This window comes from Bradyrhizobium sp. P3_C3 (assembly GCF_056402655.1).
Genome location: NZ_JBFUGY010000013.1, coordinates 35,788 through 50,354 on the forward strand (window position 1 = coordinate 35,788; position 14,567 = coordinate 50,354).

At 65.2% G+C, this 14,567-nt stretch carries 14 protein-coding genes; 6 read left to right on the plus strand and 8 right to left on the minus strand.

The genetic code is table 11. The features are described from left to right. Window positions 1-163 precede the first annotated feature (163 nt). Genes AC1DW2_RS16460 through AC1DW2_RS16480 form a run of 5 tightly spaced genes read left to right on the plus strand, consistent with a single transcriptional unit; the run spans window position 164 to window position 5,100 of the window. Window positions 164-1,099, plus strand: coding sequence for a hydroxymethylglutaryl-CoA lyase (locus AC1DW2_RS16460; protein WP_477006592.1), 936 nt, complete (start codon window positions 164-166; stop codon window positions 1,097-1,099). Next, complete coding sequence (locus tag AC1DW2_RS16465) at window positions 1,096-2,316, plus strand: CaiB/BaiF CoA transferase family protein (protein WP_477006593.1); 1,221 nt, start codon at window positions 1,096-1,098, stop codon at window positions 2,314-2,316. Before AC1DW2_RS16460 ends, AC1DW2_RS16465 begins: the two co-directional genes overlap by 4 nt. 38 nt (window positions 2,317-2,354) lie before the next feature. Further along, window positions 2,355-3,401, plus strand: a complete 1,047-nt coding sequence (locus AC1DW2_RS16470; protein WP_477006594.1) for an ABC transporter substrate-binding protein — start codon at window positions 2,355-2,357, stop codon at window positions 3,399-3,401. Further along, window positions 3,398-4,246 carry an ABC transporter ATP-binding protein gene (locus tag AC1DW2_RS16475; RefSeq protein ID WP_477006595.1) on the plus strand — a complete coding sequence of 283 codons (849 nt, stop codon included), beginning with the start codon at window positions 3,398-3,400 and terminating at the stop codon, window positions 4,244-4,246. Before AC1DW2_RS16470 ends, AC1DW2_RS16475 begins: the two co-directional genes overlap by 4 nt. Before the next feature lie 2 nt (window positions 4,247-4,248). Then, window positions 4,249-5,100, plus strand: a complete 852-nt coding sequence (locus AC1DW2_RS16480; RefSeq protein WP_477006596.1) for an ABC transporter permease — start codon at window positions 4,249-4,251, stop codon at window positions 5,098-5,100. Between the two features lie 40 nt (window positions 5,101-5,140). Here the strand turns inward: AC1DW2_RS16480 and AC1DW2_RS16485 are convergent, their stop codons facing one another. The 7 genes from AC1DW2_RS16485 to AC1DW2_RS16515 form a co-directional block, all read right to left on the minus strand. Beyond that, window positions 5,141-6,388 (minus strand): class I SAM-dependent RNA methyltransferase, encoded by a 1,248-nt coding sequence (locus tag AC1DW2_RS16485; protein WP_477006597.1) that lies wholly within the window; start codon window positions 6,386-6,388, stop codon window positions 5,141-5,143. Beyond that, window positions 6,381-7,115, minus strand: a complete 735-nt coding sequence (locus AC1DW2_RS16490) for a TlyA family RNA methyltransferase (protein ID WP_477006598.1) — start codon at window positions 7,113-7,115, stop codon at window positions 6,381-6,383. The genes AC1DW2_RS16485 and AC1DW2_RS16490 overlap by 8 nt, the downstream gene beginning before the upstream one ends. Window positions 7,116-7,149: 34 nt before the next feature. Beyond that, window positions 7,150-7,704 (minus strand): nucleoside 2-deoxyribosyltransferase, encoded by a 555-nt coding sequence (locus AC1DW2_RS16495; protein WP_208085212.1) that lies wholly within the window; start codon window positions 7,702-7,704, stop codon window positions 7,150-7,152. 37 nt (window positions 7,705-7,741) lie between these two features. Beyond that, on the minus strand, window positions 7,742-9,670 hold the full coding sequence (gene dxs / locus AC1DW2_RS16500) for a 1-deoxy-D-xylulose-5-phosphate synthase (RefSeq protein ID WP_028148183.1): 1,929 nt from the start codon (window positions 9,668-9,670) through the stop codon (window positions 7,742-7,744). A 589-nt stretch (window positions 9,671-10,259) separates the two neighbouring features. Beyond that, the gene (locus AC1DW2_RS16505; RefSeq protein WP_008132970.1) at window positions 10,260-10,511 is read right to left on the minus strand and encodes an exodeoxyribonuclease VII small subunit; all 252 of its coding nucleotides are present in this window, start codon (window positions 10,509-10,511) and stop codon (window positions 10,260-10,262) included. A 68-nt stretch (window positions 10,512-10,579) separates the two neighbouring features. Next, window positions 10,580-11,509, minus strand: a complete 930-nt coding sequence (locus AC1DW2_RS16510) for a histone deacetylase family protein (protein ID WP_477006599.1) — start codon at window positions 11,507-11,509, stop codon at window positions 10,580-10,582. A gap of 135 nt (window positions 11,510-11,644) precedes the next feature. Next, window positions 11,645-13,303 carry a bifunctional metallophosphatase/5'-nucleotidase gene (locus tag AC1DW2_RS16515; protein WP_477006600.1) on the minus strand — a complete coding sequence of 553 codons (1,659 nt, stop codon included), beginning with the start codon at window positions 13,301-13,303 and terminating at the stop codon, window positions 11,645-11,647. A 56-nt stretch (window positions 13,304-13,359) separates the two neighbouring features. On the opposite strand from AC1DW2_RS16515, the gene AC1DW2_RS16520 reads away from it, so the two are divergent. Then, window positions 13,360-13,509 carry a hypothetical protein gene (locus AC1DW2_RS16520; protein ID WP_477006601.1) on the plus strand — a complete coding sequence of 50 codons (150 nt, stop codon included), beginning with the start codon at window positions 13,360-13,362 and terminating at the stop codon, window positions 13,507-13,509. Between the two features lie 14 nt (window positions 13,510-13,523). Here AC1DW2_RS16520 and AC1DW2_RS16525 read toward each other — a convergent pair whose 3' ends face one another. Beyond that, window positions 13,524-14,279 (minus strand): enoyl-CoA hydratase-related protein, encoded by a 756-nt coding sequence (locus AC1DW2_RS16525; RefSeq protein ID WP_028148179.1) that lies wholly within the window; start codon window positions 14,277-14,279, stop codon window positions 13,524-13,526. Window positions 14,280-14,567: the final 288 nt, after the last annotated feature.

Sequence of the window (14,567 nt, forward strand, 5' to 3'; positions counted from 1 at the left end):
CCCGGCGAGGTGCTCAGCGCGCTCGGAACCGCCTTTGCTTGAAGCGGGCGGTCGGGAATTGTCGGAGGCGGTCATTGCAGTGCACGCGGATTTTGAGCTTGACAGACTGTCCCACGGATTGTTCTTTTACGCAATAATATACAATCGAACCAGGGAGAGCCTGATGGCGCATGCGCCGGATGTCCTGATTTGCGAGGTCGGCCCCCGCGATGGGCTGCAAAACCTGGACGTGTTCGTTCCCACCGAAGCCAAATGCGCGCTGATCGATACGATCGCCGCCGCCGGCGTGCGCGAGATCGACGCGGGATCCTTCGTGCCGCCGAAGGTCGTACCGCAATTCGCCGATGTCGATGCGGTGATGGCGCACGCGCTCGCGCACAGGACCGCGACCATCGGTGCACTTGTGCCAAACGTGAAGGGCGCCGAGCGCGCCATCGCCGCCGGTGTCGACGCCATCTACTTCGTCATCTCCGCCAGCGAGACGCACAACCGCGCCAATGTGCGCCGCTCGATCGAAGAGCAGCTCGACGGGTTTCGCGCGGTCCGCGCCGCGATCGACGCCTCTCCGGCGGACCGGCGGCCGCACCTGATGGGCGCGATCGCCACCTCCTTCGGCTGCTCGCTGGAGGGCGAGGTGAGCGAAGCGGCGGTATGCCGGGTCGCGCGCGCCTTCGCCGAGGCCGGTGCCGACGAGATCGGACTGGCCGACACCGTCGGCTATGCCACCCCGAAACTGATCAGGCAGATCGTCGAAGCCGTCAGGCGCGAAGTCGGATCGCAGATGACGCTGCGGCTGCATCTGCACGACACGCTCGGTGCTGGCCTCGCCAATGCCGTCGCCGGCCTCGAAGCCGGGATCCGGCGTTTCGACGCCGCGGTATCAGGACTTGGCGGCTGTCCGTTCGCGCCTGGTGCCCGTGGCAACATCGTCACCGAGGATCTCGTGTTCATGCTGGAACGCATGGGACTTTCGACCGGCATCGACCTCGATCGCCTGATGCAGACGCGCGAGATTCTGGCCCGCCATATCCCGGCAAAACATCTGACCGGGCACCTGCACGAGGCCGGCATTCCCAAGGTGCTGCGGAGGGCGGCATGACGACGGCCGCGCCCGAGGCGGCAACGGAGCTCCGTCCGCTGGCCGGCCTTCGTGTCATCGAGTTCAGCCAGATGGTGATGGGGCCGAGCTGCGGCTTGATCCTCGCCGATCTCGGCGCCGACGTGATCAAGGTCGAGCCGCCCAAGGGCGACCGCACCCGCTATTTCAAGGGGCCGGCTGCCGGCTTCTTCGCCACCTATAGCCGCAACAAGCGCAGCATCGCGCTGGATACCTCGACCGCGGAAGGCCAGACCATCGCGCGGCGGCTGATCGAGAGCGGCGATGTCCTGATCGAGAATTTCCGCCCTGGCCTGCTGAAGCGGATCGGTCTCGACTACGAGTCGGTTGCCGCTTTTGCGCCACGCCTGATCTACTGCTCGCTCAAAGGCTATTTGCCCGGCCCCTACGAGAATCGCCTCGCGCTCGACGAGGTCGTGCAGATGATGGGCGGCCTTGCCTACATGACCGGCCTGCCGGACCGGCCGATGCGCGCCGGCGCCTCGGTCAACGACATCATGGGCGGCATGTTCGGCGTGATCGCGATTCAGGCTGCGCTGGCCGAGCGGCAGCGCACCGGCCGCGGTCGCTACATCCAGAGCGCGCTCTACGAGAACAACGTGTTCCTGATGGCGCAGGCCATGATGTGCGAGGTGGTCAGCGGCCAGCCCTCGATTCCTTATTCGATCAAGGACAGCCCCTGGCCGGTCTACGATCTCTTCGACACCAGGGACGGCTCGAAACTGTTCGTCACCATCGTCGGTGAAGAGCAGTGGGAGGCGTTCTGCCGCGCCTTCGATCGCGAATCCTGGCTTGCCGATCCGCGCTTTGCGACGAGCAACGACCGTGTCGACCATCGCGGCTGGCTGATCCCCGAGATCGCGAAGATCTTCAAGCAATGGGACAAGGCCGATCTCGCGGCGCGCCTCGAGCAGCTCGATCTGCCCTACGCGCCGGTGAACAAGCCCGGCGATCTCTTCGACGACCCGCATCTGAACCAGTCGGGCGGGCTGACCAACATTCACCTGCCTGATGGCGGCGAGGCAAAAACGCCGCTGTTGCCGATCTCCATGGACGGCCGCCGCCTGCCCAACCGCTACGATCCGCCGCAGATCGGCGAGCAGACGCGCGAGATCCTGAGCGAGATCGGCGTTTCGTCGAGCGAAATCGAAACGCTGCGAAAGACAGGAACCATCCGGATCGCGCCTGGGCCGTCCTGACGAACGGATCGATCAAACAAGAATCAAGGGAGGAGCACATGAACATCACCAGGCGCCAGGCGTTGATCGCGGGCTCCACATTGGCCGGCGCATCGATGCTGCCCGGGCAGCTCCGCGCCGAGACCAAGCAGGTATCGCTCGCCTTCGGGCCGGTGTCGCCGGTCTACGCCATCGGCATGATTGCCGAGCTGAAGGGTTACTTCAGGGACGAAGGTCTCGACTCCAAGCTCGTCACCGGTAACGCCGGCACGTTCGGCCGTCAGACGCTGGCGGCGGGACAAGCCGTGTTCGCGCACGGCGATGCCAGCCACCCGCTCCAGCTCAGTGCGCGCGGCAAACCCTGCAAGATCCTGCTCGCGACCGAGATGGTGTGCTCCTACGCCAACATCGTGGTCCGGCAGGACCTTTACGACGGCGGTATCAATTCGGTCGAGAAGCTCGCCGGGCATAAACGGCCTGACGGCGCCAAGCCGATCGTCGCGGCCACCGCGATCGGGTCGGGCACCTGGGTGTTCGGCACCTATGTGTTCGAAACGCGCGGGCTCGGCGACAGGGTGAACTGGGTCGCCGGCGGCGGACCCAACACGATGTTTCCGTCGCTGCAGACCAAGCAGTTCGACGCCATCATGGCGCCGCCAAGCTGGATCGTCGAGGTCGAGAAGAAGGGCTTTGGCAGGACGATCTATGACACCTCCAAGCCCGGCGTATTCGAGAAGGATTTCGGCGGAACGCTGCCCGTGCTGGTGATCTACACGCTCCAGGATACGATCGAGCAGGACAAGGCGATGGTGCAGGCCTATGTGAACGCCATCCACCGCGCGATGGCTTTCGTGAAGGCGACGCCGCTCGCGGACGTGCAGGCACTGGTCACGCCGAAATATTTCTCGGGCATCGACCCCGATGCGGTCAGTGCCGAGCTCGGCTTCGACAAGTCGACCTGGGCCTATGACGGCGTCATCGACAAGTCCTCGTTCGAACGCGGAGCCAAGCCCTGGTACCGCAAGGGAACGGATATTCCCGAGACGAAATACGAGGATGTCGTCGACATCAGCTTCCTCCAGGCGGCGAGGGCGAAATACAAATGATCGCCGCGCCAGGCCCGGGATTCGCGCTCGCGCGAGACGAGGTTGAGAGAGCGGAGGCGCGAACCCGCATCGCGGTGCGAGGTCTCGCCAAGCGGTTCAGCGCGTCCGGCCGCGAGTTCGTGGCGGTCGATGACGTTTCCTTCGAGGTCAAGCAGGGCGAGTTCGTCGCGCTGCTCGGTCCGTCCGGCTGCGGCAAGAGCACCATCCTCAACATGGTCGCGGGGCTATTGCCGCGCTCGGGCGGACGCATCCTGATCGATGAGGACATGGTTGAGACCGGAAAGGTCAACCGCAGGGTCGGCTATGTCTTCCAGCGCGATACGCTGTTTCCCTGGCGAACCGTGGAGCAGAACATCGGCTATGGGCTGGAGATCGCGGGGTTGCGAAAGGCCGAGCGCGCCGGGCGCGTCGCTTCGGCCGTCGAGAAGGCCGGGCTCTCCGGCTTTGCACAGAGCTTCCCCAGCATGCTGTCCGGCGGCATGCGCCAGCGCGTCGCCTTGATGCGCACGCTGATCATGGAGCCCGAGATCCTGCTGATGGACGAGCCGTTCGGCGCGCTCGACACCCACACCAAGCTCGAGATGCACAAGACGCTGCTGGAGATATGGGAACGCGAGCGGCAGACCGTGCTGTTCGTGACCCACGATCTCGGCGAGGCCTTGACCTTGGCGAGCCGCATCATCCTGCTCTCGGCGCGGCCCGGGAGGCTCAAGGAAGATTTCGACGTCGCCATCCCGCGGCCGCGCGATCCCGTGGACGTGCGCGAGACCGCCGAATTCGGCCGCCTCTACTCTCACATCTGGCATTCCCTCGGCGAAGAATTCCGCCGCACCAGGGCCGAATGATCATGTCCAACAGCCGTAGCGCCGTCCTGTTCTGGCAAGTGGCCATTCTCGTGGTGGTTCTCGTCGTCTGGCAGTGGGGCTTCGAATGGAGCAAGGCGCTGTTGCCGAAGGCCTATGTGCCGAAAATCCTCGATCCGTATTTCGTCGCCAAGCCGTCGTTGATCTGGCAGAGCTTCCTGCGGCTTGGCTGCTTTGCCGATCCCGCCGGCTTCGCCGCCTGCATCAACGGCAACGACAACAATTTGTGGCTCGCCACGCTCGTCACGCTGAAGAACACCTGGTGGGGGTTTCTTTTCGGGTCCGCGAGCGGAATCGCGGCCGGCCTGGTCCTCGGCCGTTCGGACTTCCTGGCCCGCGTGTTCGGGCCCTATGTCGTGGCGCTGAACTCGATACCGCGCATCGCGCTGGTGCCGCTCGTCATCCTGATCTTCGGCCTCGGCGATCTCTCCAAGATCGCCACTGCCTGGCTCGTCGTGTTCTTCGTGGTGTTCTTCAACACCTTCGAGGGAACGCGTGCGGTCGACCGCGACCAGATCGCTGCCGCCCGTCTGCTCGGCGCCAGCGAATTCACCGTGTTGCGCACGGTCGTGATCCCTTCCGCACTGGCCTGGGTGTTCGCTTCGCTGTTGCCGGCGGTGTCCTTTGCGCTGATCGGCGTCATCGTCGGCGAGTTCATCGGCGCCGAGCGCGGGCTCGGCAAGCTCATCATCGAAGCCGAGGCGCGCGCCAACGCCAGCGAGATGATGGTTGCCATCTTCGTCATGATGTTCGTCGGAATCCTGCTGGCGATCGCGGTGCGCTCGCTGCAGTCCTACCTGCTGCGATGGCAGCCGCAATTCGAGCCGTCGGCATAGCAGTCTGGAAGCAATCGGACGGTGAGCGGCAGGTACTGCATCAGCGCGCGAACCGCGCCACCAATTCCACGTGCGGCGTGTGGCGGAACTGGTCGACCGGGACCACGGTCTCGATCCTGTAGCCGCCGTCGATGAGGAGCCGGGCGTCGCGGGCGAAGGTTGCCGCGTTGCAGGACACCGCGATCACGACGGGTACCTTGCTCGCAGCGAGTTTCAGCGCCTGCGCCTGCGCGCCCTGGCGCGGCGGGTCGAACACCACGGCGTCGAAGTCGCGCAGCTCCGGCGGCACCAGCGGGCGGCGGAACAGGTCGCGCGGTTCGGCCTTGATCGGCTTCAGCCCTGGGGTGCGCGCAGCCTTCGCGAGCGCGGTGACGGCGCCGGCGTCGTTGTCATAGGCGGTGACGCGCGCCTTTTCCGCGAGCCGGAGAGCGAACGGGCCGACGCCGCAGAAGAGGTCGGCGACCTCCTTGGCCTTGCCGACGCGCTCGGCGACGAGAGACGCCAGCGTCTCCTCGCCCGCGACCGTTGCCTGCAGGAACGAGCCCGGCGGCAGTGTCACCTCGGCGCGGCCCATCCGCACCGTCGGCGGCAGGCGTTGCAGCACCAGCTCGCCGTGCCGGGTCAGCCGCGCCAGCCGATGCTGCTCGGCGACGCGCGAGAGCGCCGTGACCAGCGCCGTCGGCAGCGGGCCGGAGCCGCGCACGTCGACATCGAGGCCGTTGGCGGTCGCGGTGACCTGAATGTCCAGCGGCTTCGTCGCCGCCATTCTGGACGTCAGGGATTCGGCAAGCGCCCAGGCGGCATCGAGCGCACCCTCAAGCCCGGGATCGAGGATCGGGCAGCGATGGATCGGGATCACGTCGTGCGAGCTCGCCGCCGAGAAGCCGACCTTGAGGACGTCATGCGTGCCGAACCGGCCGTGCAGCGTGACGCGCCTGCGGCCCGCACCATGGGCATCGACCAGCGGCGCCACCTCGCAATCGATGCCGGCCTGCGCCAGCGTCTCGGCGACGATGCCGCGCTTCCAGGCGTGGTACGGCGCGGGCGCCCAGTGCTGGATGGCGCAGCCGCCGCAGACGCCGAAATGCGGACAGAACGGCTCGATGCGATCGGGGCTGGCGACATCGACCGCGAGCAGCTTGCGGCGGTCGGGATGGTTGCCGGCGACGTGGTCGACCTCAACGGTTTCGCCGCCAAGCGTGTAGGGCACATAGACGGCATCGCCCGCAGCGAGCGAGACGCCGTCGCCGCGATGGCCGACGTGATCGATCCTCACGCGCTCAACCACGGCGCGCGCCCAGGAAGAATTCGATATTGCCGTCACCGCCCGTGATCGGGGAGGGGAACACCTCGATGTCGGTGCAGCCGAGCGAAGCGGCAAAGACCGCGATGTCATCGCAGATTTTCCGATGCACGGCGGCGTCACGGATGATGCCCTTCTTGTTGTGCTTCCTGTCAGCCTCGAACTGCGGCTTGATCAGCGCCAGCAGGCTCATCGGTGCCGCTGCCAGTGACAGCGCCACGGGCAGCACCGTCTTGAGCGAGATGAAGCTGACGTCGATGACGACGACGTCGGGCCGCGCCGGCAGCCGTTTGCCGTCGTAGCTGCGGATGTCGGTTTCCTCCATCGACACGATCTTGGGATGGTCGCGCAGCGAAGGATGCAGCTGGCTGGTGCCGACATCGATGGCGAACACCAGGCTGGCGCCGTTCGCCAGCAGCACCTCGGTGAAACCGCCGGTGGAGGCGCCGACATCGAGGCAGACATGGTCCTCGATCTCGATGGGGTAGCGCTCCAGCGCGCCGGCGAGCTTGACGCCGCCGCGCGACACATAAGGATGCGCAGGCTCGGCCACGATCACCGCGTTCTCGGCGATCGTCTCCGAGGGTTTGGCGACCTGCTTGTCGTCGGCGGTGACGAGCCCGGCCTCGATCGCCGCGCGCGCCCGCGCCCGGCTCTCGAACAAGCCGCGCTCGACCAGCAGAACATCCGCACGCTTGCGGGCAGGGGACATCGGATCTCCGGAGGCGACTGAAGCGTCGAAGCGTCTATGTAGCGATCAATCGCGCGGCCGCCATCCGGACGCAAGCCTCGAACGCGGCCAGATCGTGCCAGACGTCGATCGGCATCTGCGCCGGCGTCACCAGCGGGCAGCCGTGCAGCTCCAGCGCATGGATCATCATGAGGTTGTCGACGAGGCCAAAATCCTCGACCGTCAGCCCCTGTGCATCGACCAGCCGTCCGTCCTCGGAGGTCACGTCCATGAAGCGGCCGACGCGGTCGGCATAGACGGCGCCGTCGTTGGAATAGGCCAGGCAAAACTTGCGGCGGCCGGCCATGTAGCCGAGCTCGTAGACGGTGCCGGGGTCGGCGCCGGCACCGCGGAACGGGGTGAGGTTGGCGATGATGGCATCGGCTTCGTCCATCATCGCCTCGTTGCCGCAAAAGATCTGCCGCGAGGCGTCGGGCGAGGTGAGATCGATGGCGTTGTCGAGGGGATAGAGGCCGGTGAGCCCATGCGCGGCGCAGATCACGGCCTTTTGCCGGCCGATCTCAACCGCATCCGGCAGGAACACGTCGGGCCCTGCCAGATAGATTTTCATGAAGGTCGCGCTGGTTCGCGAAGGTCGAAGCTCGCCGTCAGGCGAGCTTGACCGTCTCGGTCTTGACGTCCTTGCCCAGCGCCTCGAACACCTTGGCGACGATGCCCTTGGCGTCGAGACCGGCACGGCCGTACATCGCGGCCGGCGTGTCGTGGTCCTGGAACACGTCGGGCAGCACCATCGAGCGGAACTTGACCATGCCGCCGTCGAGCGCGCCCTGATCGGTCAGGTACTGCGCGACATGCGAGCCGAAGCCGCCGACCGAGCCTTCCTCGATCGTGATCAGGATCTCGTGGTCGCGGGCGAGCTTGAGAACCAGCTCGGTGTCGAGCGGCTTCATGAAGCGCGCATCGGCGATCGAGGTGGAGAGGCCGTGGGCGGCGAGTTCGTCGGCCGCCTTCTCGCATTCGGCGAGGCGCGTACCGAAGGAGAGCAAGGCGATCTTGCTGCCCTGGCGAATCATGCGGCCCTTGCCGACCTCGAGCGGAACGCCGACTTCGGGCATCTCGATGCCGCGGCCTTCGCCGCGCGGATAGCGCAGCGAGCTCGGACGGTCGTCGATCGCGACCTGGGTCGCCACCATGTGCACGAGCTCGGCTTCGTCGGCCGCCGCCATGATCACCATGTTCGGCAGGCAGCCGAGATAGGCGTTGTCGAACGAGCCGGCATGCGTCGCGCCGTCGGCGCCGACGAGGCCGGCGCGGTCGATGGCGAAGCGGACGGGCAGGTTCTGGATCGCGACGTCATGCACGATCTGGTCGTAGCCGCGCTGCAGGAAGGTCGAGTAGATCGCGCAGAACGGCTTGTAGCCCTCGCTCGCAAGACCGGCGGCGAACGTCACCGCGTGCTGCTCGGCGATGCCGACGTCGAAGGTGCGGTCCGGGAAGGCCTTGTTGAAGATGTCGACGCCGGTGCCCGACGGCATCGCCGCGGTGATGGCGACGATCTTGTCGTCCTTCTGCGCTTCCTTGACGAGGCTCTGGCCGAACACGTTCTGGTAGGCCGGCGCATTCGGCTTGGCCTTGGCCTGGGTGCCGGTCGCGACGTCGAACTTCACGACCGCGTGGTACTTGTCGGCGGAAGCTTCCGCCGGGCCGTAGCCCTTGCCCTTCTGCGTCACGACGTGGACCAGGATCGGGCCGGTCTCCATGTCGCGCACGTTCTTCAGCACGGGCAGCAGATGGTCGAGGTTATGACCGTCGATCGGGCCGACGTAATAGAAGCCGAGCTCCTCGAACAGCGTGCCGCCGTCCATCATGAAGCCGCGCGAATATTCCTCGACGCGGTTGGCGCGGTTGGCGATGATCTTGGGCAGGCGCTTGTTGATCTGCTTGGCCGCATCGCGCAGCGTGCGATAGGTCTTGCCGGAGTAGAGGCGCGACAGATAGGCGCTCATGGCGCCGACCGGCGGCGCGATCGACATGTCGTTGTCGTTGAGGATCACGATCAGGCGCGAGTTCATGGCGCCGGCGTTGTTCATGGCTTCATAGGCCATGCCGGCTGACATCGCGCCGTCACCGATGACGGCGATAACGTTGTTCTTGCCGCCGGAAAGGTCGCGCGCGACCGCCATGCCGAGGCCGGCGGAAATCGAGGTCGAGGAATGCGCCGCGCCGAACGGATCGTAATCGCTCTCGCTGCGCTTGGTGAAGCCGGACAGGCCGCCGCCGGTGCGCAGCGTGCGGATGCGGTCGCGCCGGCCGGTGAGGATCTTGTGCGGATAGGCCTGATGGCCGACGTCCCAGATCAGCCGGTCGCGCGGCGTGTCGAAGACATAATGGATCGCGGTGGTGAGCTCGACCACGCCGAGGCCGGCGCCGAAGTGACCGCCTGTCACCGAGACGGCATCGATGGTCTCTTGCCGCAGCTCGTCGGCGACCTGGCGAACCTGCTCGATCTTGAGCTTGCGCAGGTCATCCGGCGTATGGATGGTGTCGAGAAGCGGCGTTTTACTGTATGCGTTCACGGCGATTTCCAATTTGTCAGCGCCGGAAGATCGTTCCGGTGCGCGATGGGTTTGCACAATATCGGCGCAGCGCGAGTCCTTAAACCGTCGGAGCCACCTGCATGGGGCAGGGCCCCGTCTTCAAGCTTAGGTGAGCTTAGGTGCGCTCCGGTTCAGTCCCTGTGATCCCTGTCACTTAGATCGGCTTCGTCCGTCCCAGCCAATTTCATTAGCAGTTTGAAGCGCTTGTCGTCGGTAATCTGTGCCCACGCAAGGCTTGCAAAAAGCCACACTCCGCGCAGCTTTACACCAAAGCTTGGGCCAAAGCCAACCCGCAGGGTCGTTTAGGGGTATGCACCTGCAACCCGCGGGCCAGCTTGGTTAATCCTGGCGCCGGCGGATGGGTTCCAGTCTTGCCCGGTTCCTCGCCTGCATTTTGGGCGAGAGGAAGGCCGTTTTGGCCAGATTCGCGAGCCCGAGAGGCCCTGGCCGGGGGAACTCTTCGATGTCAGTGCCTGGCCGCCGAGGGCTGTAAGCCCAAACAGCGGCGTGCGATCATGAAAAACTGCAGATGGCCGATGCTTGAGGCGGGCGGCTTGAAACGGGGACCTTACTGCACGTCGAGCGGTGCGGTGCCGGTGGCCTGGCCGCTGGCATCGGTGGTGATCTTGTCGACGCGTGCCTCGGCTTGGCGCAGCAATTCCTCGCAGCGGCGCTTCAGCGCCTCGCCGCGCTCGTAGATCGTCACGGATTCCTCGAGCGGCACCTTGCCGTCCTCGAGCCGCTTCACGATGGTTTCGAGCTCCTCGATGGCGCGTTCGAAGGTGAGCCTGGAGACGTCGACTTGGGTATTTTCGGCCATATCCGTTTCCGATTGCCCGCTTCACGTGAGAAAAAGCGCAGTTTTGCGGGCGTAATGTGGCGGGTGCGTCAAGCGCCCATGAGGGCGCCGACATGCGCCGTAACAGATTCTTTCAATCCTTGCAGGTCATAGCCGCCCTCGAGCACCGAAACAATGCGGCCCCCTGCGGACTTGTCGGCAAGGTCCATCAGCTTGCGCGTGACCCAGGTGTAGTCCTCCGCGCGCAAATTCAGCGAGGCCAGCGGATCGCGGTAATGCGCATCGAAGCCCGCGGAGATGACGAGAAGCTCGGGGCTGAATTTTTCGAGGCGCGGCAGGATCAGTTGCTCGAACGCGGCGCGGAATTCTGGTCCGCCGTCTTCGGAAGCGAGCGGCGCATTGACGACGGTGTCGTGGTCGCCGCGCTCGCCCTTCGCGCCGGTGCCCGGAAACAGCGGCATCTGATGCGTCGAGCAGTACATCACGGTCTGATCGGACCAGAAGATGTCCTGCGTGCCGTTGCCGTGATGTACGTCGAAATCGACGATGGCGGCGCGCTGGATGCCGTATTTGCGCTGCGCATGACGCGCGGCGATCGCGGCATTGTCGAAGAAGCAGAAGCCCATCGGCTTGCCGATCTCGGCGTGATGTCCAGGCGGGCGCACCGCGACGAAGGCGTTGCGATGCTCGCCATTCATCACCGCTTCGGTCGCAGCCACTGCGCCGCCGACGCCGCGCATCACCGCTTCCCACGTGCCTGGTGACATCGAGGTGTCGCCGTCGATATAGACCTGACCGCTGGTCGGCGCGATGTGGCGCAGCTCGGTGACGTAATGCTCGTTGTGGCACAGCGTCACGAGATCGAGATCGCCTTCCGGTGCAAGGTCGCGCGCCAGGAACTGGAAGCGCTCCTGCGACAGCGCTTCTTCCACCGCCCGCAGGCGGTCGGGCCTTTCAGGGTGTCCCGGAGGCGTGACGTGGTCGAGGCAGGCCTTGTGGGAGAGGAGAAGCGTGCTCATCAGGTCGGCCTCACAGGGAACGGGCTCTTGACGTCGCTTGGCGCATCCCGAGCCAAAACGCAAATGCAAAACGCAATCTAAGCGCTTGGGCGGGGATGGCAAAGGGTGGTTCCGGACAAGTCCGTTTGATCCGGATCAATTCACGCGCAGGATGCGCGTGGGCGGCAGCGGACCGATCGGTCCGTGCGCCTTGAAGAAGGCGAACAGCGCGTCCGCGTCGTAGCCGCCATATTGCTGCGCTGTGCCTTGTTTGGCGGCCGTAAAACCGTCGCCGCCGACGGCGAGGTAATCGTTGACGGTGACGCGGTAGCCGCGCCCAGGCTCGATCGGCTTGCCGTTGAGCGTCATCTTCTCAAGGCTGATTCGCTCGCCGAACGGTTTCGTCGCATCCCAGGTGTAGCTGAATCCGTTCGAGACCTGGAGAATCCGCGGGCGCTTCGGATCGAGCCATTGCTGCTCCAGCATGTCCTTGAGCTGGCTGCCCCTGAGCGTCATCGTAACGAGGCGATTGCGGAACGGCTGGCTCGCGAACAGTTCGCCGAATGACACCGCGCCGTTCTCCTTCGGAACAATGTCGGTGCGGATGCCGCCGGGATTGGTGAGCGCGATGACAGCGCTGCCATCCTTGGTGTCCTTCGTCGCGGCGAGCTGCGCGTCCGCGATGACGTCGCCGAGCGCGCTCTCGCCGGCCTCGTTCGGCACGCGCGACAGCGTCTGCGTCACCGATCCGGCCGGGCGATTCGCAATCGGTGCCGACAGCTTGTCATAGGCTTCGATCAGGGCGGTCTGTTCGGGATCCTTCGCCAGCGAGGCATTGGCGACGATGACGTTCTCGGCTTTGGCGTTGACGATGTCGCGGGTTGCAGGATCGAGCTTGAGGTCGATCGCGGTGACCAGCGTGCCGTATTTGTCACCGCTGGTGACGAGCCGCCCGTCGATGTCGCAGACATAGGCGCGGTGGGTGTGGCCGCTGACGACGACGTCGACGGCGCGGTCGAATTTCTTGACGATGTCGACGATCGGCCCCGTGATGGCGGGGCATTCATTGTAGTCGCCTGAGGGCTCACCGCCCTGGTGGATCAGCACCACGATCGCCTCGACGCCGCGCGCCTTCAGCTGCGGCACCAGCGCGTTCACCGTCTCGGCCTCGTCGCGGAATTCGAGCCCGGCAATGCCTGAGGGCGAGACGATGCCCGCGGTCTCCTTCAAGGTCAGTCCGATGAAGGCGACAGGGATGCCCTCGAACTCCCTGATCTCGTAGGGCGGCAGTACGCTCTTGCCGGTCGCGGTCTCGATGGTGGAGGCCGCGAGATAATGGAACTTGGCGCCGGTGAAGGGATGCGGCCCCTGGCAGCCGTCGACCGGATGACAGCCGCCGTTCTGCATCCGGAAGAGCTCGGTCTTGCCCTCGTCGAACTCGTGATTGCCGACAGAGGTGATCGCAAGCCCCATCATCGAGAGCGACTCGACCGAAGGCTCGTCGTGAAACATTGCCGACAGAAACGGGCTCGCGCCGATCAGGTCGCCGGCCGCAACGAAGATCGTGTTTGTGTGCCCCTCGCGCAGCTGCTTGACCAGCGTCGCCATGTACTCCGCGCCGCCGGCCGCGACCGTCACCTTCTTGCTCTTGTCCTCGGGATCCCCGATCCGGATGCCGCCCGGCGGCGGACGCAGATTGCCGTGGAAATCGTTGATCGCGAGAATGCGCAGCTCGACGGGCGCGGCGGTCTGGGCCGAGGCGGGGAGGGTGGCGAGAGCGAGTGTAAGGACGGTCAGGCGGAGAAAATGTCGCATGGAGCCAGATTAGTCGTTCCGCGCGAAGATTTCACGAAGCTTTCTTCCTTCTCCCCTTGCGGGAGTGTCGTAGGGTGGGCAAAGCGAAGCGTGCCCACCGCTTCTGTTGCGGTTGTGGATTGATGGTGGGCACGGCGCAAGTACGCCTTTGCCCACCCTACGGTGCCGGACTCGTTGAGACAGACCCGTCACCCGTCTCGCACTAGGGGAAGAGGGCGCCCTACCTCTTCTTCCGGTTTGCAAACGCCTTGAACGCGGCAATCGCCTCGTCCGACTTCAACCGCTCGCCGAACAGATGGGCCTCCTGGTCGATGCGGCGGGTGAGCTCCTCGGGCGCGGCGCGCAGCAGCTTGCGCGAGGCCGCGACCGCCTCGGCCGGCAGCCGGCAGATATCGCGCGCCACCTTGCGCGCCTCGACCTCGGTATGTCCCGGCGAGACCACGGTGTTGACGAAGCCTGCCGCGTGGGCCTCCGCGGCGGTGAAGGTCCGCCCCATCACCAGCATCGCGAAGGCGCGCTGGTAGCCCATCGTGTTCGGCATCAGGAGGCTGGCCGCGCCGACCGGAACGAGCCCGAGGTGGATATAGGGCGCGGAGAAGGTCGCGGCGTTCGAGGCGAGCACATAGTCGCAATGAAACAGCATCACGGTGCCCATGCCGATCGAGGCGCCATCGACGGCCGCGATGATCGGCTTGACGTTGAGGGCGAGCGAATAGAGAAATTTTGCGCCGTCCGACAGCGTCTCGGAATTTGGTTCGGCCTGCATGAAGTCGTCGATGTCGTCGCCGGCGGTGAACACGCCGGAGCCGCCGGTGATGATCATGCAGCGGATGTCGGGGTTGTTCTGCGCGGTGTCGATCGCGCGGCTCATCTCGCGATACATGTCCTGCGTGATCGCGTTCTTCTTGCTCGGGCGGCGCAGGGTGATGACGCGCGTTCCGCGCTCTTCGGTGACGACGATATTGCCATTCGGCATGAGAGCCCCCTGCGGTCGCCGCGACGCTTGCCTTGGCGAGTCTCGCAAGCCTCAGCCTACATCATCTTGCAGGCGTGCCAATCCGCCCGCTCGACCTTTTCGAGAACGTCCCCGTGAGTCCGCCACATGGCGCGCTGTCGTTTTTCTGATCGGGAACCGCACCGCACCGGATCATGCCGGTTGTATTGCTTCGCACATGCAGTTGCGCATTGCAGCAAATGGCTACAATGTTTCATTTGAAAAACCGGGGGTTGTAGGGCACGATTGCCCAATGCCGTTCCATTTGGC

What these genes read in the sequence shown, in the direction of transcription:
- AC1DW2_RS16460 (WP_477006592.1), top strand. Translation starts at nt 164, where the DNA reads ATGGCGCATGCGCCGGATGTCCTGATTTGCGAGGTCGGCCCCCGCGAT.
- AC1DW2_RS16465 (WP_477006593.1), top strand. Translation starts at nt 1,096, where the DNA reads ATGACGACGGCCGCGCCCGAGGCGGCAACGGAGCTCCGTCCGCTGGCC.
- AC1DW2_RS16470 (WP_477006594.1), top strand. Translation starts at nt 2,355, where the DNA reads ATGAACATCACCAGGCGCCAGGCGTTGATCGCGGGCTCCACATTGGCC.
- AC1DW2_RS16475 (WP_477006595.1), top strand. Translation starts at nt 3,398, where the DNA reads ATGATCGCCGCGCCAGGCCCGGGATTCGCGCTCGCGCGAGACGAGGTT.
- AC1DW2_RS16480 (WP_477006596.1), top strand. Translation starts at nt 4,249, where the DNA reads ATGTCCAACAGCCGTAGCGCCGTCCTGTTCTGGCAAGTGGCCATTCTC.
- AC1DW2_RS16490 (WP_477006598.1), bottom strand. Translation starts at nt 7,115, where the DNA reads ATGTCCCCTGCCCGCAAGCGTGCGGATGTTCTGCTGGTCGAGCGCGGC.
- AC1DW2_RS16495 (WP_208085212.1), bottom strand. Translation starts at nt 7,704, where the DNA reads ATGAAAATCTATCTGGCAGGGCCCGACGTGTTCCTGCCGGATGCGGTT.
- AC1DW2_RS16505 (WP_008132970.1), bottom strand. Translation starts at nt 10,511, where the DNA reads ATGGCCGAAAATACCCAAGTCGACGTCTCCAGGCTCACCTTCGAACGC.
- AC1DW2_RS16510 (WP_477006599.1), bottom strand. Translation starts at nt 11,509, where the DNA reads ATGAGCACGCTTCTCCTCTCCCACAAGGCCTGCCTCGACCACGTCACG.
- AC1DW2_RS16515 (WP_477006600.1), bottom strand. Translation starts at nt 13,303, where the DNA reads ATGCGACATTTTCTCCGCCTGACCGTCCTTACACTCGCTCTCGCCACC.
- AC1DW2_RS16525 (WP_028148179.1), bottom strand. Translation starts at nt 14,279, where the DNA reads ATGCCGAATGGCAATATCGTCGTCACCGAAGAGCGCGGAACGCGCGTC.